17 protein-coding genes, 1 tRNA gene and 2 pseudogenes are annotated in these 20,373 nt (G+C 64.3%); 7 read left to right on the top strand and 13 right to left on the bottom strand.

Annotated elements, in window-relative coordinates; genetic code table 11:
• Nucleotides 1-277: pseudogene (locus QP305_RS08420) on the bottom strand (hypothetical protein); the annotation flags it as partial.
• Here QP305_RS08420 and QP305_RS08415 point away from each other — a divergent pair.
• Nucleotides 278-2,659 carry a DEAD/DEAH box helicase gene (locus QP305_RS08415; RefSeq protein WP_284904900.1) on the top strand — a complete coding sequence of 794 codons (2,382 nt, stop codon included), beginning with the start codon at nucleotides 278-280 and terminating at the stop codon, nucleotides 2,657-2,659.
• Between the two features lie 23 nt (nucleotides 2,660-2,682).
• Here QP305_RS08415 and QP305_RS08725 read toward each other — a convergent pair.
• The 7 genes and pseudogenes from QP305_RS08725 to QP305_RS08385 all read right to left on the bottom strand — a co-directional run.
• Nucleotides 2,683-3,252, bottom strand: a pseudogene (locus QP305_RS08725) (flp pilus-assembly TadE/G-like family protein); the annotation flags it as partial.
• Nucleotides 3,249-3,842, bottom strand: a complete 594-nt coding sequence (locus QP305_RS08410; protein WP_284904899.1) for a TadE family type IV pilus minor pilin — start codon at nucleotides 3,840-3,842, stop codon at nucleotides 3,249-3,251. The gene QP305_RS08410 and the pseudogene QP305_RS08725, both read right to left, overlap by 4 nt.
• A gap of 73 nt (nucleotides 3,843-3,915) precedes the next feature.
• Nucleotides 3,916-4,140, bottom strand: a complete 225-nt coding sequence (locus QP305_RS08405; RefSeq protein WP_284904898.1) for a DUF4244 domain-containing protein — start codon at nucleotides 4,138-4,140, stop codon at nucleotides 3,916-3,918.
• Nucleotides 4,141-4,408: 268 nt separating this feature from the next.
• A complete protein-coding gene (locus tag QP305_RS08400; protein WP_284904897.1) occupies nucleotides 4,409-4,969 on the bottom strand; it encodes a type II secretion system F family protein in 561 nt (186 codons plus the stop codon).
• A complete protein-coding gene (locus tag QP305_RS08395) occupies nucleotides 4,960-5,595 on the bottom strand; it encodes a type II secretion system F family protein (protein WP_284904896.1) in 636 nt (211 codons plus the stop codon). The genes QP305_RS08400 and QP305_RS08395 overlap by 10 nt, the downstream gene beginning before the upstream one ends.
• Before the next feature lie 164 nt (nucleotides 5,596-5,759).
• Entirely contained in the window at nucleotides 5,760-7,043 is a 1,284-nt protein-coding gene (locus QP305_RS08390; protein WP_284904895.1) for a TadA family conjugal transfer-associated ATPase, read from the bottom strand.
• Nucleotides 7,044-7,054: 11 nt separating this feature from the next.
• On the bottom strand, nucleotides 7,055-8,134 hold the full coding sequence (locus QP305_RS08385; protein WP_284904894.1) for a hypothetical protein: 1,080 nt from the start codon (nucleotides 8,132-8,134) through the stop codon (nucleotides 7,055-7,057).
• A gap of 270 nt (nucleotides 8,135-8,404) precedes the next feature.
• On the opposite strand from QP305_RS08385, the gene QP305_RS08380 reads away from it, so the two are divergent.
• From QP305_RS08380 to QP305_RS08370, 3 genes are all read left to right on the top strand, one after another.
• The gene (locus QP305_RS08380; RefSeq protein WP_274734362.1) at nucleotides 8,405-9,802 is read left to right on the top strand and encodes a hypothetical protein; all 1,398 of its coding nucleotides are present in this window, start codon (nucleotides 8,405-8,407) and stop codon (nucleotides 9,800-9,802) included.
• 25 nt (nucleotides 9,803-9,827) lie between these two features.
• Complete coding sequence (locus tag QP305_RS08375; RefSeq protein WP_274734361.1) at nucleotides 9,828-10,763, top strand: alpha/beta fold hydrolase; 936 nt, start codon at nucleotides 9,828-9,830, stop codon at nucleotides 10,761-10,763.
• Nucleotides 10,764-10,875: 112 nt separating this feature from the next.
• Nucleotides 10,876-11,553: a Crp/Fnr family transcriptional regulator gene (locus tag QP305_RS08370; protein ID WP_126135964.1), complete on the top strand. Its 678-nt coding sequence runs from the start codon at nucleotides 10,876-10,878 to the stop codon at nucleotides 11,551-11,553.
• 614 nt (nucleotides 11,554-12,167) lie between these two features.
• Here the strand turns inward: QP305_RS08370 and QP305_RS08365 are convergent.
• From QP305_RS08365 to QP305_RS08355, 3 genes are all read right to left on the bottom strand, one after another.
• Nucleotides 12,168-12,244 (bottom strand) — tRNA-Pro (locus tag QP305_RS08365).
• Between the two features lie 178 nt (nucleotides 12,245-12,422).
• Nucleotides 12,423-13,556 carry a metallophosphoesterase gene (locus QP305_RS08360; RefSeq protein WP_284904893.1) on the bottom strand — a complete coding sequence of 378 codons (1,134 nt, stop codon included), beginning with the start codon at nucleotides 13,554-13,556 and terminating at the stop codon, nucleotides 12,423-12,425.
• Nucleotides 13,557-13,693: 137 nt separating this feature from the next.
• Nucleotides 13,694-15,946 (bottom strand): transglycosylase domain-containing protein, encoded by a 2,253-nt coding sequence (locus tag QP305_RS08355; RefSeq protein ID WP_284904892.1) that lies wholly within the window; start codon nucleotides 15,944-15,946, stop codon nucleotides 13,694-13,696.
• A 205-nt stretch (nucleotides 15,947-16,151) separates the two neighbouring features.
• Between QP305_RS08355 and QP305_RS08350 the strand changes: the two genes are divergently transcribed.
• Nucleotides 16,152-16,463, top strand: a complete 312-nt coding sequence (locus tag QP305_RS08350; RefSeq protein WP_284904891.1) for a WhiB family transcriptional regulator — start codon at nucleotides 16,152-16,154, stop codon at nucleotides 16,461-16,463.
• A gap of 156 nt (nucleotides 16,464-16,619) precedes the next feature.
• Nucleotides 16,620-17,081, top strand: a complete 462-nt coding sequence (locus QP305_RS08345) for a RidA family protein (RefSeq protein ID WP_284904890.1) — start codon at nucleotides 16,620-16,622, stop codon at nucleotides 17,079-17,081.
• Nucleotides 17,082-17,085: 4 nt separating this feature from the next.
• Here the strand turns inward: QP305_RS08345 and aroB are convergent, their stop codons facing one another.
• Nucleotides 17,086-18,258, bottom strand: a complete 1,173-nt coding sequence (gene aroB / locus QP305_RS08340) for a 3-dehydroquinate synthase (RefSeq protein WP_284904889.1) — start codon at nucleotides 18,256-18,258, stop codon at nucleotides 17,086-17,088.
• 14 nt (nucleotides 18,259-18,272) lie between these two features.
• The gene (locus tag QP305_RS08335) at nucleotides 18,273-19,121 is read right to left on the bottom strand and encodes a TrmH family RNA methyltransferase (RefSeq protein WP_434736390.1); all 849 of its coding nucleotides are present in this window, start codon (nucleotides 19,119-19,121) and stop codon (nucleotides 18,273-18,275) included.
• Between the two features lie 177 nt (nucleotides 19,122-19,298).
• Between QP305_RS08335 and QP305_RS08330 the strand changes: the two genes are divergently transcribed.
• On the top strand, nucleotides 19,299-20,234 hold the full coding sequence (locus QP305_RS08330; protein WP_274734481.1) for a hypothetical protein: 936 nt from the start codon (nucleotides 19,299-19,301) through the stop codon (nucleotides 20,232-20,234).
• Nucleotides 20,235-20,373: the final 139 nt, after the last annotated feature.

The raw sequence follows: 20,373 nt of genomic DNA, 5'->3' as shown, positions 1-20,373 counted from the left end.
GACGTAACGTGGTGGCGAGGCGCTCGGGGGCGCCCGGGACAAAGAGCTCCATGCCATAACAGTAAACTGCCCGGCCGTGTTGAGGAAAGCCCCGGGCGCAGAAGCGGGAGCTGGCTGTACGGCTAGCGCGCTGGTCTTTGGTTTCCGGCGCCATGGCCTTCGGTGCTTTGGACCGCAGCTCTTGAGACCGCATTGCTTTGGCCCGCAACGCTTCGACTTCCAGCGTTACGACCTCGAGCTCTTTGGCCTTCAGCGCTCCATCGGGCACACTACACATATGCGCCTCCTTTCCCTTCTTGAAGAATCCGCCACCGCGGGACAGTTGGTAGCGCTGCGCAAACAAGACGCCCGCCCCGCGCGGGTGGCCGGGTGGCCCGCGTGGGTCAACCCGCAGGTCAAGGACGCCTGCGCTAGCCACGGCGTCCCGCACCTGTGGGAGCACCAAGTCCGCGCCGCGAACCTCATTCACGCGGGTACCCACACAGTGGTGGCGACCGGGACCGGTTCGGGTAAATCTTTGGCGGCGTGGGTGCCCGCGCTCACCGAGATGCTGAGCCCGCGTGGCTCGGGTAGTTTGGCGCGGGTGAGCGCCCCACCAACCGTGCTGTATCTTTCCCCGACCAAAGCTCTGGCGGCGGACCAATACACTTCGCTGCGGGCCCTGGCCCGGGATGTGGACTCCCGAATCACGGTGGCTACCGCGGACGGGGATGCTGACCCGGAGGAGAAAACTTTCGCGCGCGACCACGCCGATATTGTGCTGACCAACCCTGATTTCGTGCATCACGCGATGTTGCCTCAGAAAGACCGGTGGCAGCGGATATGGCGTGGGCTGCGGATGATCGTCGTCGACGAATTTCATTCGTATAAGGGTCTGTTCGGGGCGCATGTGGGCCATGTGGTGCGCCGGATTTTGCGTATCGCGGCGCTGTACGGCGCCCACCCCACCGTTGTTTTCCTGTCGGCAACCGCCGGCGCACCGCAGGAAACCGCCACCAGATTTATCGGAACAGCTTTCGGCACCGTCGAAGCGGTCACGGATGATGCCTCGCCGCGCGGCGAACGTACCGTTGCCTTGTGGCAGTGTTCTCCTATCGACGACGACGCGACCGGCCACGTTCCTCCCGGGGAAGAACCGGGAGCCGCGGAGGATACCGCGCGCCGTTCGGCCATGGTAGAGGCGGCTGATCTCACCGCTCGCTTCGTAGCCGAAGGCGCGCGCGTCCTCACCTTTGTGCGTTCGCGGGCCGGAACCGAACGGGTTGCCGAGCTGACCCAGGAGTTTTTGCGCGAGGAGCACAATCCGCTTGCCAAGGCTGTGGCGGCTTATCGCGGCGGGTATCTTCCTGAGGAGCGCCGCGATCTGGAGCAGCGGCTGCGCTCGGGGGATCTGCGAGCCGTGGCAACAACGAATGCCCTGGAATTGGGGATTGATATTTCCGGGCTGGACGCGGTTATTCTCACCGGGTGGCCGGGCACCACCGCCTCTTTTAACCAGCAGGCGGGGCGTGCCGGGCGGGCGGGTAGTTCCGGTTTGGCCGTCTTTATTGGAACCTCGAATCCGCTGGACCAGTATCTTCTGGCCCATCCGGATACGATCCTGAGCGCAGGTGCGGAAGCCAGCGTTTTCGATCCGCTCAATCCGAATGTGTTGACCGGGCAGCTGTGTGCGGCCGCGGCCGAACGTCCCCTCACCGCGGCAGATGCCGCAATTTTCGGGCTTCCTGACACCTCGCTTTTCGACGAGCTGAGCGAGCAGGGGCTCTTGCGGCGCCGCCCCGGCGGGTGGTTCTGGGGGCATGCGGGGATTAGCGCCCATGATCTGGTGGACCTGCGCGGCGAGGCAAGCACCGTATCCATTGTTGATGAGGAAGATGGAACCATCTTGGGGACGGTGGATGCCGCGCGGGCGGATACCACCGTGTACCCGGGTGCTATCTACGTGCATCAGGGTGTTCCTTTCGATGTGCTGACGTGTGATGGCGACGAGGCGATTGTGCGGCATCGGTTGAAGGATGATCTGCGGACTTTTGCCTCGGAAGAGACAACCGTGAAGATCCTCCGTACGCGCGCCAGTACCGCAACCCGGTTTGGGACCTGGACCTGGGGTGATGTGGAAGTATTCAACCGGGTTATCGGATACCACCTGCGCCGAGCCCGCGATGGCATGTACCTCGGGTTTCACCCCATTACTCCGCGCGAGCGCAGCATGGAAACGTGCGGGACCTGGTGGACGATGTCATCGCAGGATTTGGAGGCGCTCGGTATCCCTGCCGCGGATGTTCCCGGGGCCCTGCATGCCGCCGAGCATGCGGCCATCGGGATGCTTCCCCTCTTCGCGATCTGCGATCGGTGGGATGTGGGAGGGCTATCTACCGCGTACCACTTGGATACCGGGGCGGCTACCGTGATTGTCCACGATGCTGCTGCCGGTGGTTCGGGCTGTGCCGAACGGGGGTATCGGGCCGGCCGGGAGTGGATCCGCGCCACCCGCGATGCCGTGGCCGGCTGCCCGTGCCAGAGCGGGTGCCCGCGCTGCGTCCAGTCGCCGAAGTGCGGTAATAACAATGATCCGCTGTGGAAAGAGGGCGCGGTGCTGGTACTCAGCGCTTTGAGCTGCGCGCTTGATGAGTTGGAGACCGCTGAACTGGAATCGTGACCCCGATCAATGGGCCCGGCCCGCGATGTCATCCGGACCGTTACCGGCACCGCGCGGGCGCGGGTGCGTACCCGAATCGAAAATATTTCTTCAGCTTCGCTGCATTCTTCGACGACGGCGCCGCTGCGCTGCGCGCTGCGTTCGCTCTTGGTGCAGGCGTCGGCCAGCGACCAGCCCTGGTTGATCACCCGCTCCGCGGTTTGCACAGCGATGACGTCAGCCGTGGCACGGGCCTCCATTCGCGCGATCACCACGGTGACCGCGGTGAGCACTGCCCCGGTCAGGACAAGCACCAGGGCTATCACCCCAATCGCGAGCACCGTTCCTGCTCCCCGCTCGCAGGCTCGAAGTGGATCCCGGGGCCGGGCGGGGCGCGGCTTCCAGTGCCGGACGCGCAGTGGCTCCCAATGCCGGGCACTGGGCGGTTCCCGGCGCCGGACTCGGCTTTCCCTCCGGCATAGTAGATAGAGCCGATGCCATTCGCGCCAGCTATCCCGCCAGGAGGTACGCTGCTGCACGAGCGCAGTCCGCTGCCCAAGCACAGTTCGCTGCCCAAGCACGGGCGCGCCCCGGCTCCTCGCTGAGACCCTCATGTTCCGAGCACTCCGGGTTCCAGATCTACCGAGGTACTGGCTTCCATGGTGATACCCAGGGCCCGCAGCGGGCCGACTGCCTGGGCTCGCACCACCACGTTCACGTGGTCTTCCGCGCGTTGCAGGTGCAGCTTGGCGCGGGGCGGGAGTTCGCGAGCGCGCAATGCCTCCTCGCTTTCCCCGCGTGCGGCAAGAACCGCAATATCGTGGGACGCGCCGCGTAAGGAGATGTATTGGGCGCCGGCGCTCAGCGCCCCGAGTGCGAGCAGCACAATAATGAGCACGCTAACAATCCCGAGCGCCACTTCCACGGTGACCATGCCCGCTTCCCGGTTCTCCACGCCGTAGGGCCGGCGCAAAATACGCGAAAGCTTGCGCGAGCGGATCTCGCGGCGGCGGCAGGCACAGGGAATTGCTATATGCCCGCGCGCCTCAATAACCTCGTGGCATTGGGCACACAGGCGCCGGCGTTCCCGGGACCGGTGGGCCCGCTGGCCGGGCAGGCCGGCGAGCAGGGCTCCCTCGCCGTCCGTGCCCCGCGGGAGAGAAGGAAACTCCTGGCATTGCTCAGGGGATTGCTTGGGTATCATGACGGGTCTTTCTCTTTCTCGGGAGCCGCGAGCACCCCACCGGCACCGGCGGGGCACCCGGGGCTTATATGGGTCAGGCGATATTGAGTCCGCGCCGGAAAATCCCGGCGATGAGTTCACGCATCCAGTCCTGCTGGGAGAGCCAGTAGAGGATTCCAGCAATAGCGCAAGCGCCGAGGGTTCCCACGGCGTATTCGGTGGTGGTCATCCCCGCTTCCGGGTGGCATTTCCCCTCGAGGAAGGTACCGCCCGGATGCGCGGGGAGAGCTGGTCGAACGGGGCTGAGTGCTGTGGTCATGATGCTTCCTTTCTTATCTGTAACAAACTGTGTCGTGATTATTGGCGGGTGGTGCCGGACCTTGCTACCCGCCGCTCAGAGGCTGGGCTGCGGGCTGCTCGGAACGTGCTCGGTCCGGCTCTGTCAGTCTCCCGCGCCTTGCACCCTCCCGCATCCGACCCCTCGTCATCTGTGGATAACCATCCCGTTTCGCTTACCTGGGGATAAAAGTGAATAAAGCAGGGTTCGGCAGGATAGGCCGGTGCCGCCCGGTTACGTTCGCCCGGATTTAGTGGAAAAGACCGGTGGCGGCGCCAGCTACCGCCGGAACGATTCCGACGAGGATAAATGCCGGTAGGAAACACACCCCTAAAGGCACGACGAGGCTATTGCCGAGTTCGGCCGCCGCCCGGCGTGCTTCTCTAGAACGACGACGCCGGTAGCTGCGGGCTGCCGTGCCAAGCAGGGCGAGCGGGGCTACCCCGTTTTCCCAGGCTGGCTGGAGGGCCTCCCGCAGCAGGTGGGCGCGTGGATGTATTCCCTCCCATGCTTCGGCCCAAGGTGCGCCCAGCAGAAGGAGCTGCGCCGTCGTACCTATATCGAGGTGAGCGTGTTCTTCGGCGACGGCGAAAGATACCGCTTCCAGTGCGGCGGGCAGGGAAGCCCCGGAGGAGAGCGCCACCCGCGCGAGGTCGGCGAGGAACGCCGGATCGGAGGGAGGCAGGCGCCGCTCTGCTCGATGCGCTGCGCCCGGCGGATGAAGGTCATCTTGCCGGCATGCACTGCGCCCGGTGGCGGGCCTCCACGTCCAAGCGAGCAGAAGAACCAGGAGGCACAGGGCTAGCCCCATTGTTCGGCTTTCCGTACGAGGCGGCGCATCCATAGGATCCCGGCCACTTCGCAGATGAGCGCGAGGGCAAGGCAGCACCGCCCGATGAGGGTGCCAACAAGGAAAGTCACGGGATTACCTCCGAAAAATGAGCCGAGGAGCATGCCGAATAACGGCATGGCGGCCAGCATTTTCACGGCTGAACGCGGGCCGGCTAGGGCGATGCGGCGCTCGCCGAGCGCATCACTGGATTCGGAGAGCGCTGCCGCGCAGTTCTCGAGGATGCGGGCGGCCGAGGCGCCGGTGTGGTGGGTGAGGCGGCATACCGCGATAAGTGCGGGGATGCCGAGGAGGCCTCGGGCGCGGCGCGGATTTCGGGGCGCCCGCTCCCATAGTTCTCGCAGGAGCACGGGAACTCCCACGTCGTCGATCTGGCCGGTGGGGTCGCCCCGGGGTTCGCTCCCGGGCCCGCTCCTAGAATCGCCCGCGCCACCGAGTGCGCCCCCGAGTGCCGCATTTTCTATACGCGGCTGGAAACGGGCGAGTGCGGCGAGCCAGGCGCGGCGGTGATCGGCACCCGAATCAATGCGAGCCGCGACTTCCACCGCGAGCAGGCCGGCGTCGAAACTAGGCGGGGAAGCGCGCATTTTTCTACGCAGCACCCCGCGCCCGGGCGATGTGCTGCCCGGCGAGCGCATCAAGCGACGTGGCGTACCACGAGCGCGGCCCCGCGGCCGGCTTGCATGAGCTCGGCGCCGGGGCAGGCCCGCGTACGCGTATACGCTCAGCAAGATTCCGAGAATAACCAGCATTACCATGTTCCCTCCAGCCCTAGTCGCGGGCCCAGGGTGGCCCACCCGGGACCGGCACGGATGGTGCCGTCAGCCCCGATCGTCAAAGCATCCAGAGCCTCAAGCTCGCCATTGCGGCTGTGGAGGATAGCCACGTGGGTGATGCGCCGGGTCGGCCCGTGGCGCTCGATGGAAATAATGGCGTCGAGGGCCGCTACCGCTTGGGCGGCAACCACCGCGGCAGACATTCCGGCCAGTGCCCCGAGGGCCACGAGCCGGGCGGGAACATCGCGTGCCGAATTGGCGTGGATGGTGGCCCATCCGCCTTCGTGCCCGGTATTGAGGGCGGTGAGAACCTCCCGCACTTCTTCACCGCGGCACTCCCCCACCACTATTCGATCCGGGCGCATCCGCAAGGCGGCCCGCACCAATTGGCTCATGGTGATTTCGCCGTGGCCTTCCACATTGGGGCGCCGGATTTGCAGGTGCAGCACATGAGGATGCGCGGGGCGTAATTCCGCGGCTTCCTCAATAATGATGAGCCGTTCGGTGGCCGGTACGCAGCTGAGCAGGGATGCCAATAATGTGGTTTTCCCCGAGCCGGTAGCTCCGGCCACCATAACATTGGCACGCCGCTCCACCAGGGCTGTCAATACCGGGGTGAGGGCAGCAGGAAACGTGCCGGCAGCCTCGAGCTCGGCGAGCGTGAAAGTGCGGGCCCGTTGGGTACGCAGTGAGATAGCGGCACCTTCTGCGGCCAGTGGGGCGAGGACCGCGTGCAGGCGCGTTCCATTGGAGAAGGTGCCGTCGGCGATAGGGGCGGCGTCGTCCAAACGTTGGCCGGCGCTGGCAGCTAAACGCACCGCGAGTGCGCGCACCTCCCCCGCGTCGGAAAGCAGGGCGCTCAAGGCTTCGTCACGTTCCAGTCCGGTTCCGCGATCCAGCCATACCCCGGTGCCACCGTTGATTAAAATATCGGTGACGGTAGGGTCCTCAATCACGCGCCGCAGGTGCGGGCCCCAGCCGCGGGCCACCGCGTTAATATCGCGGGCCGCTCCCAGCACATGTTTGATTTCTATCGCGTGGGGCGCCACCGCGGAGAGCACCTTGGGCACACTGACGCCGCGGGCTAATTCCCTGCGGGTACGGGCCAGGTCACCGCGGTTGCGGGCCACACCCGCGCGGGTCCCGGCCACACCCCCGCGGTTGCGTATCTCATCCGCGCGGGCACCGGCCAGTTTTCCGCGGGCACCGGCTAAAACCCCGCGGGCCCGAAGCACACCTAATTCGCGCGGGCTATCCATATATCCACCCCTTACCCGCCTGCCAGTACCGCATCGAGATGCGCGGCGAGCTGCGTGATATCACGCGCCGCAACGGAGCGGCGCTGCTCACCCACCGCAACGCCGTGGGAGAGGTCTTCATCCATTCCGCGCAGGCGCCGCACCGGGAACACCTCCTGGCCAATATCCACACCGAAGGCCTGCGCCTCGACTTTGTGGGAGCATCGCGCCGCGATGACCACGGGCGTGTTCTCCCCCAGGTCGCGCAGGATTCTGGGGATGGCCTGAGCATCGCGGTCGGTTACCCCAGTCACGAGGACCACCGCATCGCACCAGGCCCGCCAGCTGGCCGGCCCGGTGCCCGGCAGCAAGGAGCTGCGCGGAAGATCCACATAGGTGGTGTCGTTCGCTTGGGAGAGCGCGTCAATGGCGTGCGGCACCGACTCTCCGTTCGGTGGCGCTCCGCCGCGAACGTCCGCGCTCAGCAAGCTCAGCTGCCCGCGCGAGGGCAGGGCCGCCCGGAGCCGCTGCGGGATCAGCGTGCCCTCCGCCTGGGCAATATCCGCCCAGCGCACCCCGCGTTTATCCCGGAAACCCATGAGAATTTCAAGCCCGGCCGAAAGCGGATCCGCATCCACCACGGCGGTACGAGTAATGCTCAGCGAGGCGAGCCAGGCTGTGATCATCGATACCCCGAGTCCGCCGCGCACCCCGGCAAGCCCGATAATGCGCCCGCGCCGAGTTTGCCCGGCCGCCAGCACAAGCTCGAGGAGATCTTCGGCTTGGCGCGGGAGTTCCAGGACCACCGATCCGCGCGGAAAATAGCTGGCCAACACCGGGTGGAAACGCGCGCGAACCGTGGGCAGGGCCGCAGGCAGTTCCTCCAATTCGAGAACGGCCGGCGGCGCAGCTACCTCCGGTGAGCCGCGCGCCACCTGTATTCCGGCCAGCTCCGTGACCGCCTCCACCTCCCGCACAACCTCCTCATGCTCGCAGATGAGGGAGACGAGCTCGCGCGGGACCGCGGAGATGAGGGGCGCGGGCGAAGCACCGCCGGAAACAGCAGCACCAGCAGCCGAAACACCAGGAGACAAAACACGAGAAGAAGTCATACCCCGAGCTTGCCGCGCCTCGCACACCTCCGCGGCCGGGTGGTGCGCCGCTGTGGATAAGCCCCTACACGAACGGTTCTGTGGATACGTACGCCCGATTTGCGTCACACCGCCGGCTTACGGCACACCGCTCGCGCCGGCGGCCACCCCGGTGTGCACCGCACCACCCACGTTGTGACACACCGCCCGGTTTATGGCACACCGCCGAAATTCTCCACATCCGCGTGATTTCTGGCATATCTTTGAGAAAGAACTATCAAGGGAGGACCCATGTCTACGCCAAATGACCCGTACAATACCGCGTCGCGCCGGCCACTGGATGATGACGATATTCTCGAGCCCATTGCCGAGGACCATCTCGCGGACCAAGAAACCGCTTACCTCCCCACCGCGCAGCCTCCCGCTCCCGCCCCCGTTTTTTCGAACGACGACGCCGCTCCCTTCCCGCCGGCTCCCCCCGCTGCGGAAGCCGCTAGCGAGCCCTCCCCTCTGAGTGATTCCGCTCCGGCAAGCACCGCCGTGAACGAACCCGAAGGCGAATCCGCGCACCAGCCCGAGCTCACGCCCGAATCCACGGACCAACCGGCTCCGGCTCAGCCCGCTCCGGAACAAGGCGAGGCTGAACAGCCAGCCGGTGCGGAATCCGCCGGTACCGCTACTCCCGCCGCCTCCCTCGGGGAATCCACCGGGACCACCACTCCGGAAGCACTCGCACCGGAAGAATCCACCCCGGAGCCAGCCGCGCCGCGTCGTCGTTCCGTTTCTGAATCGCTGGCGGCAGGCGCTTTCGATGATGGCTACCACACGGGAACCTCCCCCGCTCCGGATCGCGAATACGCGAACCTCGCGCAGGCAGCCGGCGTAACCGCAACCGTTCCCGCAGCGCCCGCAGGCCCGGAATCCAGCGCCACCGCGGCTGTTGATCCCTACGCCACCACCAACACAGACCCGTACGCCTCCGGGGAAGCAACCGCAACCGCGCTCTACCCGCAGGCCGGTGAGCTCGGTGCACCCGCCGCAGAACCGGCAACAGCGCCCACCGCAGCCCCCGCCGCGGCGTTCGACGGCCCGGTCTTTCCGGCCGTACGTGAGGAAAGCCTGGAAGATCAGCGCACCTGGGGAGACATCGCGGAAGTGGAGCCAATTCCCGACGCTCCGAAGGGCCGGGTCTGGACCCATATCTGGACCTCGGTGGTCACGTTGCTCCTGCTTCCACTGATCTGGTATCTCATTTCGGACGCGGTGGCACGCCTGCACCTGGCTCGCCCCTTCGCGCTAGAAACAGGCCAGGTCAATGTGGCGGCGCTGGTGGAAATGGCCGGCGGCGTCGCCCTGCTCGTCGTTATTGCACTGCTCGCGCGGCTCTCCTCCCTGGGGGCGCAGCTGTGGGGCTGCGCTCTGGTGCTCGCCGGTTTCGTGGGGCTCGCGTTTCCCGCTGTGGCGCTGCGCGGGGTGCACTGGGTGGATTCGCTTATCGGCGGCTACAAGCCGATTACGGATAATATCGTGCACCATTTCGCCTACGATCTTGCTTTCGGCGGGTTCATCGTGCTGGGCGCGATCCTCGCGACTATTGGCTTCGCGGCGCACGGGGCACGCTCCCTCGGTTCGCGGCGCGCCCGGGCTTTCACGGTGCGCGAATACCGCCTCCCCGAGGGCGACGAATAAAAACCGGAGCGTAACAAGGTATCGCATGAGCTCACTTCCCGCCGATAATTCCTGCGTCTGGATCCCCGGGCCGTGGGAGCATCGTCTCGTGACCGCCAACGGTGCGCAATTCCACCTGGCCTATGCCGGGAGTCACTCGACTCGCACCCCGCTGGTGCTGTTCGTGCATAGTTACCCGGAATACTGGTACGCCTGGCGCCACCAGATCGAACCCGTGGCGCAGGCCGGTTACGAAGTTGCCGCCGTCGACCTGCGCGGGGTGGGTGGAAGCGATAAAACTCCGTCGGTGCAATCCGGGCCGGAACTCGCCCAGGATCTTATTTCGCTCACCGAATCCCTGGGAGCAAGCTCGGCGGTGATCGTGGCGGCCGGCTCCAATGTGGCCCTCGGGTGGGCGGCGGCGGCGATGGCCCCCGATATTATTACCGGACTCGTGACGGTGGCCAGCCCACACCCGCTCGGGCTGCGGCATTTTGGGCGTGGTATCCGCCCGCGCGGCCTGCTCGGTTTACTCACCTCGCGGTTGGGGAATCGCTCCCCGCGCGCGCTCGGGGATGTGCGCAATATGCGCCGTTTGCTCCTGGAATGGTCCGCCCCGCACAGCCACGGCGCGGCGGAGGAGTCCGAACAGTACGCCGCTGCGATGCGGCTCCCGGAAGCCGCGGCGAGCGCCGTTGAACAATTACGCTGGACCGCCACGTGGCGGCGCCGCCCCTCCGGGAAGGCCTGGCGCGATATCCTCTCCACTCCCGTGGACGCACCTGTCTGGGCGGTGCGCGGCCTGGCTGATCGCATGATTAATGAACGGGCCTGGGCGGATGACCGTTCTTTCGCCACCGGCTCCTACCGGCTCATCGCCGTGCCGGGCGCCGGGCATTTTATCCCCGAAGAGTCCCCGCGTGAATTTACGAATATCGTGCTGGATTTCCTTTCCCAGCTTGAAAGGTCCGCACGGCGCTAGGCCGCCGCTAGACATATACAGCCCAGGTATGAGACATTTTCCGTGAATAATGGCAAAATGTGACATGAGACTACTTCAGGAATATTCTGAATACATCGGAGGAAGGCTAGAGATGGATACCAGCGTTTTACGAACCGTGCCCCTTTTCAAGGACATGGATGAGGAAAGTCTCGCCGCTCTCGGCGCGATGATGAGCGACACGTCCCTTAAGCGGGGCGAGTCGCTTTTCCACGAAGGCGACCAGGGTGATCGCCTTTATATTGTTACCGACGGCAAGGTGAAGCTCAGTCACACGTCTGACGACGGGCGTGAAAACCTGCTCGCCGTGCTCGGCCCCGGGGAAATCATCGGAGAACTTTCGCTCTTTGACCTGGGGGCTCGTTCTTCCACGGTCACCGCTATCGCGCCGACGCATCTGCTTTCCCTCGCGCATCGCGATATGAAGAATTTCATCGAAGAGCACCCCGCGCTCGCCATGTCGATGCTCCGTGAAATGGCGCGTCGCCTGCGCAATACCAATGAGAATCTTGCCGACCTGGTGTTCTCCGATGTTCCCGGCCGCGTGGCGAAGGCGCTGCTCGACCTAGCCAATCGTTTCGGTGAGCGCACCCCCGAAGGCATGTACGTTGCGCACGATCTCACGCAGGAAGAACTCGCGCATCTGGTGGGAGCTTCGCGCGAAACGGTCAATAAGTCTCTCGCTGATTTCGTTTCCCGCGGGTGGATTCGGCTCGAAGGTCGCGCCGTACTGCTCCTGGAGATTGGCCGCTTGCAGCGCCGCGCCCACTAGTCTCTACGTTTTATACTCACGTTTAACGCGTGACGCGGGTGGTTGGGCCCTGTCTTGGGTTCCGACCGCCCGCGTTCGCGTGCCTTCCGGGCCCGTTTCCTTACGGTTTGGTACGACGGCGCAGCTATCGGCCATCATGAACCTCAACAGTCACACCAGCACCTGGCGAGGGGGCATGTGTTGTCGGAGCTGTACTTCGCATGTACAACATCTGCAGTACACCTCGGAAAAACAACCCGGCCCCGCCTCCGCCAGCCGGAAAAGCTGAGCGCCGAAGGAATGCCGCAGGATGCAAATTGGGAACCATTGCGGTCGCGTAGTGCAAGTCCATAACAGAAATCCGGCCAAAATAGTGCGTGAACTTGCACCCTGTTGCGGACCCACTGTTAAACCTTCACACGCAACCAGAACCCGCTTCTTTACGGGGCTGCGGGAGTGTTGACCTACCCGACGTACGGAATGCCTCCCAGCCGGCCATCCTGCGGCCGCTCTTCCAGGTAAGCCCTGATAATCGCTCTTGTGACGGGGGTTTCTCCGGATCGCTTCGCGGTGAGTGTCACCGAGATATGAGAAAATCCCGCGTCACAGGCGGACCTATGACGCGGGACATCACATGGTCGGGGTAGCGGGATTTGAACCCACGGCCTCTTCGTCCCGAACGAAGCGCGCTACCAAGCTGCGCCATACCCCGTGCTTTGGCAACTCAATAATAATAGCCCTCCGCAGCGGAAAAAGCTAAATCCGATCTAGTGATCTGGCGTACAACCAGGCCAGTACGCTATGCGCCTCACAGGTCAGCGGGACACCTTACCCGCGGGAACTTCCCCGCGTCACCCGCGCCCCGCCCAGCGCCTATCCGATCAGCACGTTCACTCCGCGCCGCCGCGCACCCGCAGCACAATCGCTTCGGGTGGCCGGAGGAACCTGACCGGCGTATACGGCGACGTCCCCAGGCCAGCAGACACATTCACCGCCATACCGCCGCGGAGCACGCGCACGCCATCACCGCGCAGGGGCAGGCGCTCCTCGGCCCGGTCGCCTCCCGCAGCGCGGCCCGCGCCCGCGTCACCCGCGCCCCGCTCAGTACCGACCTCATCACCACAAGGCCAATCGAAAAGCCCGGAATCATAGCGCAGCGGGAGATCACAATTCGTGGTCAAAGCGCCGAATCCGGGCACCGCCAGCTGCCCTCCGTGGGTGTGGCCGGCCAGCGTCAGAACTGCGCCGTCGTTCATTAAGGCGTTGAGAGCGGCGCAATACGGTGCGTGCACGACGCCGAGACGCAGATACCCACGCCCAGCGTTCGTGCGCCGCTCACGTTCCGCGCCCGCACTTTCATCCGGGGCCGCGGCGCCTCCCACGGTATCGGTAACCTCGCCGGGCCGGGGCATCCGGGCCCGGCCGATATGCGGGTCGTCCATGCCGACCGCGTCGATGTCCCAGGCCGCCGCGCGCAGCCGCGCCCGTCGATTATTGAGATCGATCCAGCCGAAAGCTTCCAGCCCGGCGGTCATTTCCTCCCAGGGCAAATCCGGTTCGTCCTTCTCGGCGAGCGGCGGGAAGAGCCCCGGCGCCACGTAGCGCAAGGGATTCTTGAGCACCGGCGCGAAATAATCATTCGAGCCGTACACGAAAAGCCCCGGAATATCAGCGAGCGGCGCCAGCGCCTCGAGGAGAGGGCCGACGGCGCGCGCTTCGGACAGATGGTCGCCCGTCAGGACTACGAGATCCGGGCGGCAGCGCTCGGCGAGGTCGCTCAAGAATTGCCGCTTGGCCCGGTGGCGGCGCAGCAGGTGCATATCCGAGAGGTGGAGAATGCGCAGCTCACCGGCCGTGCTCGCAACTTGCGGCAGCACCAGCACCCGCTCGCGCAGGGTGTAGCGGTGTGCTTCGTGCAGCGCCCAACCCAGGCACCCGGCGCCCGCGGCCGCGCCCGCTGCCACGCCGGCACCCAGGGCCTTGAGCGCGGTGCGCGGGACTCGGTGCTTATCAGCTTCGCTCACGGTATCCGCCTTCCTTTTCGCGCGTCCTACGGTTTCTGGAATGCCACCGGCCCTGATAACCCGGCCCGCCTAGCACACACGGCCAGGGTTTCACGCCGCGCAGCCCTAGCCGTGAAGCCCAGGCCGCGCAGCATCGGCTACTCTTCCACGACCTCGACTTCTTCGTATTCTTCGTTGCTCTCGCCTTCGTGAACGGCCTCGGGCGGAACCGCGCCCTGCTCCCCCGGCGCGGGTTGCGCGGGCGCCGGCGCGGGCGTGGGAGATGGCGAGGGCGTGGCCGGCTCCCGCGTGGCGGGTGCCGGGCGCCGCATCGGGGTGGTGGGCTGCGGGAAGGGCACCGCCGGCTGACCGGCCAACGCAGCGTTCATATAATCAGAGAACATCATCGCGGGGAATAGCCCACCGTAGACTTCCGAGTGCCACTGACCCTTAATAACGGCGTCGAACATGGAAATATTGCCTTCCATGTGGCCCTGCCAGGTCACAGTGGCAAGCTGCGGGGTGTAACCCATAAACCACGCGTGCCAGTCCTTATCGGAGGTACCGGTTTTCCCGGCCACCTGGCGCCCACGCAGCGCCGCTTTCTCACCGGTCGCCCCGGGTTCTACCACGTGCTGAAGCACCGCATTCGTTTTGCGCGCAGTTTCCTTGGAAATAGCCTGCTGGCACTGCGGTTTGCGTTCGGAAATAACCGTGCCATCGTGTTCTTCGATGGAGGTATAGGACATCGGATCGCAACGAATACCGTCATTGGCGAGGGTAGCTCCGGCCGTCGCCATGGAAAGCGGGGTGACGTTATTCGTACCCAGAATCATCGGGGGAACAATAGTAAAGGGCTCGTGATCCCCGCGCTCCACGCCCATAGCCTGGGCTTTATTCGCGATCTGGCACAGATCCAGCTTCTGGGCCATATGCGCGAAGGTGCCGTTAGTGGACATGCGAGTACCTTCTAGCACCGTGCGCGGGCGGTTGGATTGCCCCAGGTTCCCCACCGGCCAGGGTTCACCCGCCAGATTCGTACACGAAGCCTGGAATGAGCTCTGTGGCAGCAAGCCTTCGCTACTATCCACCACGTCATAGGCACTGCGCCCGGAATCCAGCCATTCCACCAGGGTAAATATCTTGAATGTTGATCCGGACTGGAAGCCGGCACCGCCACCCATATCCTGCGGTGCCGTGACGTTCACCTGCGTCATGCGGGTATCCGTTTCATTCGGAACCCCGAAGCGGGTATTTTGCACCATCGAAACAATATGCCCGCTCCCCGGCTCCACCGATACCAGCGCGGCATCAATTCCGGAAGCGTCATCCACGGGCTGGTGATAAACCACCGAGTCATAGGCGTGCTGCTGGCGTGCCGAATCCAGGGTGGTGCGGATGACTTTGCCGCCGCGGTAGAGCTGGCGGGTACGCTCGGCGCGGGTGGCACCTAGCGCCTTGTCATTGAGCAAATCCTTGACCACGTACTCGCAGAAGTAGGCGCTAATACCCACCGAACCGCAGCCGGCCGATTGCTCGGAAACGTGCATATACGATTCAATCGGAGTGGCCTGAGCTTCCTTCATTTCCGCTTCGGTAATGAAACCGGAGCGGTACATTTCGCCCAACACCACATTGCGGCGCTCGGTATTCGCTTCCGGATGGCGTACCGGATCCCATTGGGCCGGATTCTGGGTGATCCCGGCCATGGTGGCCGCTTCCACCACCGTCAAATCCTTCGCGGACTTGGAGAAGTAGCGCTGCGCGGCAGTTTCCACCCCGTATTGCGAGGGGCCGAATTGCGCAAGATTGAGATAGCCGGTGAGAATCTCATCTTTCGTCATCGTTTTTTCAACGGCGATAGCGTAGCGAGCTTCGTTGATTTTACGCGCGATGGTCTGTTCGGTAGCCCGCTTGATTTTCTCATTATCATCAGCGATACGCCCCTCTTCCAGGAGCGCATTTTTCACGTACTGCTGGGTGATGGACGAACCGCCCGAAAGCCCGCCCGAGGTGAGATTGGAGACCAGCGCGCTGACGGTACCCTGCACGTCAATGCCGTGGTGCTCGTAAAAACGCCTATCCTCAATTGCTACGACGGCGTTTTTCATATGCTGCGAGATCTGATCGGAGCGCACGTTGATCCGGTTTTCAATATAGAACCGGGCCAGCACCGATCCGTCTTTGGCCAGCAGAACCGTCTGCTCCGAAGGTTCGGTAAAGCCTAAGTCCTCCGGCACGTCGTCGAAAATACCGGTCACCGCATTGGCCGTGGTTCCCATCGTCATAACGAAAGGCAGCGCAATCCCGGCCATGAGGGCGCCCCCGCCGCACAGAGCCAGGATCAGCGCCAGCACGAACGTTCCGATTTGGCGTCCGGTCGCTTGTTTTTTCGGGCTAGAACTCGACATACCCCTAAGAATACTGACCCGGCGCGGCGAAAGAAACGAGACATACGCTTCCCCGGGGTTCCCCGCGCTTCCCCAGGCTTACCCAAGCTCCACCTCTCCACAAGGCGGACCAAAGTAGCGCACGTCATAAAACGCTAATATTATGATCGTAAAACAGTAAAGAACTGTACCGTTTAACACCACCACGCCGGAGTGAGGGGGATAGATGACCACAACACTAGCCCTGTATCCGCACTGGGCAGATGCTGCCGCCTGCACCGATATCGATCCCGATTCTCTTTTCGTGCGCGGCGCCGCCCAGCGCCAGGCCCGCTCAATTTGTTTTCGCTGCCCGGTGCGCCTGCACTGCCTGGCTGATTCGCTGGACGCGGAAATGATGTTCGGGGTGTGGGGCGGGATGACGGAACGCGAACGCCGCGCCCTGCTGCGCCGCCACCCGGAAGAACGCAATTGGAGGCGTCGCATTTTTGAGGGGCGCGACCCCCTGGCCCGCTCCCTGCGCGAGGGGGACGGCTAAGCACGCCCACCGGAAATGTAGCCCGCGGGCAGCTGGCTGCGCCGTCGTTCCACCAGAGACGCCGCAACTTCGCGCAGCCGTAACCTTCGCGCTAACCTATGACCAGGCGCGGTATTCCGCGCGCTCACACTCAACGATTCCGCGAGAGGCCTACGCATGGACACTATCAGCACCCGTTTGACCAGCCTGGGTATCACCCTTCCCCCGGTTGCCGCTCCTGTTGCAGCTTATATTCCCGCCAAGCGGCACGGGGATACGGTGCGAACCTCCGGGCAGCTGCCTTTCGTGGACGGCCAGCTGCCGGCCACCGGGAAGCTCGGCGCGGAGATCACCGCGGAGGACGGCTATTCTTACGCGCGTATCGCCGGGATTAACGCCCTCGCGGCGGCCGCGGAGGTTGCGGGCGGCGTCGATAATATCCTCAGCATTTCGCACGTCACCGTTTTTGTGGCGTCCGACCCGAGTTTCACCGCACAACCCCAGGTCGCGAACGGTGCCAGCGAACTTTTCGGGGAGATTTTTGGCGGCGACGGCGCACATACGCGCTCAGCCGTCGGCGTGAGCGTGCTCCCGCTGGACGCCCCTGTCGAGGTCGAAATCGAAGTGCTGCTGCGCTAAAACACTAGGCCGTGAGCTCCTGGCGCGGCTGAGCCTCCAGGAATTCGCGTACCTCAGCGCTGGGGATCTCGCGCGCGTAACTGCCGCCCGCGAAGGTTTCCATCGCGCCAATGCCGCGCTGGAAAACAAAACGAATGGCTCCGCCCAGCGATTTTTTATCGTGGCCCATGGCACGCATAATATCCGCCACGCTCGCCCCGGCGGGTAGCTCGGTGGGCAGGCCGATGGCGCGCAGCAGGGTATCCACCCGCTGGGCGTCCTCCGCGGTGAGGTAGCCGTAGCGCAGCCCGAGCCGGCATTGCAGATTCAGCCCAATCGCTACGCATTCCCCGTGCGGGAGAGCGTAATCCAGCGCGGCCTCCAGGGCCCGCCCGATGGTGTGGCCGAGGTTGAGGGCCATGCGGCGGTTGCCTTCGTGCACATCGGATTGCACCACCTCCACCTTGATTTCCGCATTGCGGCGGGCGATATAGCCGCTGAGTTCGGTATCGCCCACCATCTCCCGCACACCCCGACCGCGCTGCACGAAGTGTTCTTCCAGGGTCTCGAAGAAGTTGTGGTCGGCCAGGCAGGCGTGCTTGACGGTTTCGCCCATGCCGTCGCGCAGTTGTGAGTCGGTGAGCGTTGCCCAGCGCGCCACGTCGATGAGGACGGCGCGCGGCTGGTGGAATGCCCCGATGAGGTTGGTGGCGGCCGGGGTATCCACCGCGGTTTTACCTCCGATGGCGGCATCCGCCGCGCCCACGAGCGTCGTCGTCATGGTGATATACGGGACGCCGCGGGTGAAGGTAGCGGCCACGAAACCGGCCAGGTCGGAGACCACCCCGCCGCCCAGGGCCACCACCACGGTGTCGCGGTTGAAGCCGGCGGCGAGCATGGCGTCTTCCAGCTGTTCTTTGGTGGCGCGGGTTTTGTTTTCTTCCCCGGCCGGGAAAACGAAGAGCTGCGGGGAGCGGGATTGCGCGCTCTGCGATTGCGCGGCGCCGCTGAGCACCTCCATGACCTGCGCGCCAATGAGTTCATTGACGGTGCTATCGGTAATAACCGCCACCCGGGAGCGGCCTAGCCCGGCCGCTTCCAGCACGCCGGGTAGCTCGCCGGCCAGATCGGTGCCGATAAGCAGCGGGTACGACTCATCAACGGTGCGAGTCAATTCAACATTGAGGCGGGTAACCACGTGCTCCTCCTGGGTTAGTGGTTGGTTACGGGTGTGGGATTGGAAGTATGAGCGCAATTGGCAGCGTTGTCGGGATGTGCGCTACGCGCATGCTGCGTCACCCACCAGTGCATGGCGATGGCCGCGGCCGCGGCCACGTTGAGGGAACGGGTGGAGCCATCCTGGGTGATTTCCACCGCGCCGTCGCAGCGCTCAAGCAAATCGGGGGAGATCCCAGCGGATTCCTGCCCGAAAACCAGCAGGCAATTCTCCGGAAGTTCGGACTGCTCCAGGGGCACCGCGCCCTCCTGGTTATCGATGGCGATGAGCTGGTACTTATGCTCGCGCGCCCATTCTTCCAGGTCAGCCGGGGTGGGATGGTAGTACATCGTGAGGTAGCGGTCGGTGACGAGCGCCCCGCGCTTATTCCACTTGTGCCGCCCCACGATATGCACGCCACCGAAATTAAAGGCATTGGCGCTGCGCACAATCGACCCGATATTGAGGTCGTGCTGGAGATTCTCAATGGCGATATGGGCGCTGACCGCCCGGCTTGCCATATCGGCCTTGATCGCTTCCACGCTCCAATAACGATATGCGTCGACGACGTTACGGTGGTCACCTTCCGCTAAAAGCTGCGGGTCCAGGCGGGGGTCGTCCGGCCAAGGCAGCGGGTGCGGCCCCACCCCGACCGTGCGTTTTTCACCGTAGGGCGAGCCGCCCGGTTCTGGAATGCGGTGCGCGGGCAGCTCAGCGGCCTCATCCGCGAGCACGGCGGGATCGCCAGCGCCTGCGGTAGGCGCAGCATCAACGGCAGGCACGGCCTCGTCCGCGGGCGCGCTGATATCATCACGAGAATCACAAGACTGGGAAGAATCTGTCACTCTCCCAGTCTACCGGCGCGCCCGCCCCGACCATGGGGAAGCGCCATATTTACCCGCGGGCCACCGAGGCCCGTGTTTCGCTGGCGCCGTCGGCCTTGTACAGTGGTACACGTAAGCGCAATAAACGATTCGCCACCCCAGGCCCGGGTGCGGGAAACCCCAAGAAGTGGAGCAGCGATGACGAAGATGTGGAAACCTCTCGCGGTGGTAGCCGCCGGTGCCCTGATCCTGAGCGGGTGCGCGAATAATGCGCTGGTCACCCCGGAAGCTAAGCCCGGCCCGTTGATGAGCGAAGGGCACGGCCAGGGCGGCTCGGGCGGCGCTCCTCTCTTTGACGAAAGCATCTCGAAAACCGGGCAATTCACGCCGGTGGCTGATAACGCTCAGGCCCGTGAGATTATTAAGCGCGCCATCGCCAAACAGGATGAGGTTATTGCGAAAAGCTCGCAGGATTTCTTCGGCACCTCCCTGGGGCTTGATATGTCCATGGAGATTTCCGCGGACGTGCCCGGCACCGGCCCCGGGGTTGCCACGATCGATATTGATATCGATGTGGATTCCGGCACCCGCCTCATGGCCATGCAGATGGATATTGACGCCTCCGGGATTCCCGGGGCGGAAGCGGAAGGTATGCCCAGTAAGATATCCACCGCGATCTGGATCGGGGAAAGCCCGAAGCCGGATACCGTCACGGTGTATACCAATATGGCCGGCATCTGGAGTAAAACCGAGGAAAGCATGGCCGATATCATGGATTCCGGGGATGCTCCCACCTCGCCCGGCTCCTACCGCGGGGAAGATATTTTCCCGGATATTGATAGCACCCAAGTCTTTGAGGACGCGGAGAACTACCTTATTGTTGGCCCGCTCTCCGGTGCGATGGCGCAGGAAATGCAGGGGGCATCCCCCGGTTTGGAACTGGACGATTCCGCGAACCTGCAGGTGCGCATCGATAAGAAAACGTACGAGGTGCGGGGAATGGCCATCGTGGCTCCGGCCTACTTCCAGGGCCTACCCACCGAAACGCGGGTGCGCTGGGATTACCGCCAGGCCAAGCCTCTCCAGCTACCAGATGAAGCCCGCAAGGCTCCCGCTGGCAGCGGTAGTTTCTAATCCTGGGCGCGCCCGGCAGCTTGTCACAAGCCGCCGGGCCGCTTGCTTTTTTGCCGGGTAGTTTTTTGCTACGTAGCCGGGTGGTTTTTGCTACGTAGCCGGGTGGTTTTTGCTACGTAGCCGGGTGGTTTTTGCTACG

The sequence above is a fragment of the Actinotignum timonense genome (assembly GCF_030216305.1).
Taxonomy (GTDB): Bacteria; Actinomycetota; Actinomycetes; order Actinomycetales; family Actinomycetaceae; genus Actinotignum; species Actinotignum timonense_A.
This window is presented reverse-complemented; position numbering and strand designations above follow the sequence as displayed.

Coding starts and splice junctions, on each gene's coding strand:
- QP305_RS08345 (WP_284904890.1), top strand. CDS start 16,620: ATGGACACTATCAGCACCCGTTTGACCAGCCTGGGTATCACCCTTCCC.
- QP305_RS08355 (WP_284904892.1), bottom strand. CDS start 15,946: ATGTCGAGTTCTAGCCCGAAAAAACAAGCGACCGGACGCCAAATCGGA.
- QP305_RS08410 (WP_284904899.1), bottom strand. CDS start 3,842: ATGATACCCAAGCAATCCCCTGAGCAATGCCAGGAGTTTCCTTCTCTC.
- QP305_RS08390 (WP_284904895.1), bottom strand. CDS start 7,043: ATGGATAGCCCGCGCGAATTAGGTGTGCTTCGGGCCCGCGGGGTTTTA.
- QP305_RS08415 (WP_284904900.1), top strand. CDS start 278: ATGCGCCTCCTTTCCCTTCTTGAAGAATCCGCCACCGCGGGACAGTTG.
- QP305_RS08380 (WP_274734362.1), top strand. CDS start 8,405: ATGTCTACGCCAAATGACCCGTACAATACCGCGTCGCGCCGGCCACTG.
- QP305_RS08395 (WP_284904896.1), bottom strand. CDS start 5,595: ATGCGCGCTTCCCCGCCTAGTTTCGACGCCGGCCTGCTCGCGGTGGAA.
- QP305_RS08350 (WP_284904891.1), top strand. CDS start 16,152: ATGACCACAACACTAGCCCTGTATCCGCACTGGGCAGATGCTGCCGCC.
- QP305_RS08405 (WP_284904898.1), bottom strand. CDS start 4,140: ATGACCACAGCACTCAGCCCCGTTCGACCAGCTCTCCCCGCGCATCCG.
- QP305_RS08375 (WP_274734361.1), top strand. CDS start 9,828: ATGAGCTCACTTCCCGCCGATAATTCCTGCGTCTGGATCCCCGGGCCG.
- QP305_RS08385 (WP_284904894.1), bottom strand. CDS start 8,134: ATGACTTCTTCTCGTGTTTTGTCTCCTGGTGTTTCGGCTGCTGGTGCT.
- QP305_RS08330 (WP_274734481.1), top strand. CDS start 19,299: ATGACGAAGATGTGGAAACCTCTCGCGGTGGTAGCCGCCGGTGCCCTG.
- QP305_RS08370 (WP_126135964.1), top strand. CDS start 10,876: ATGGATACCAGCGTTTTACGAACCGTGCCCCTTTTCAAGGACATGGAT.
- QP305_RS08400 (WP_284904897.1), bottom strand. CDS start 4,969: ATGGGGCTAGCCCTGTGCCTCCTGGTTCTTCTGCTCGCTTGGACGTGG.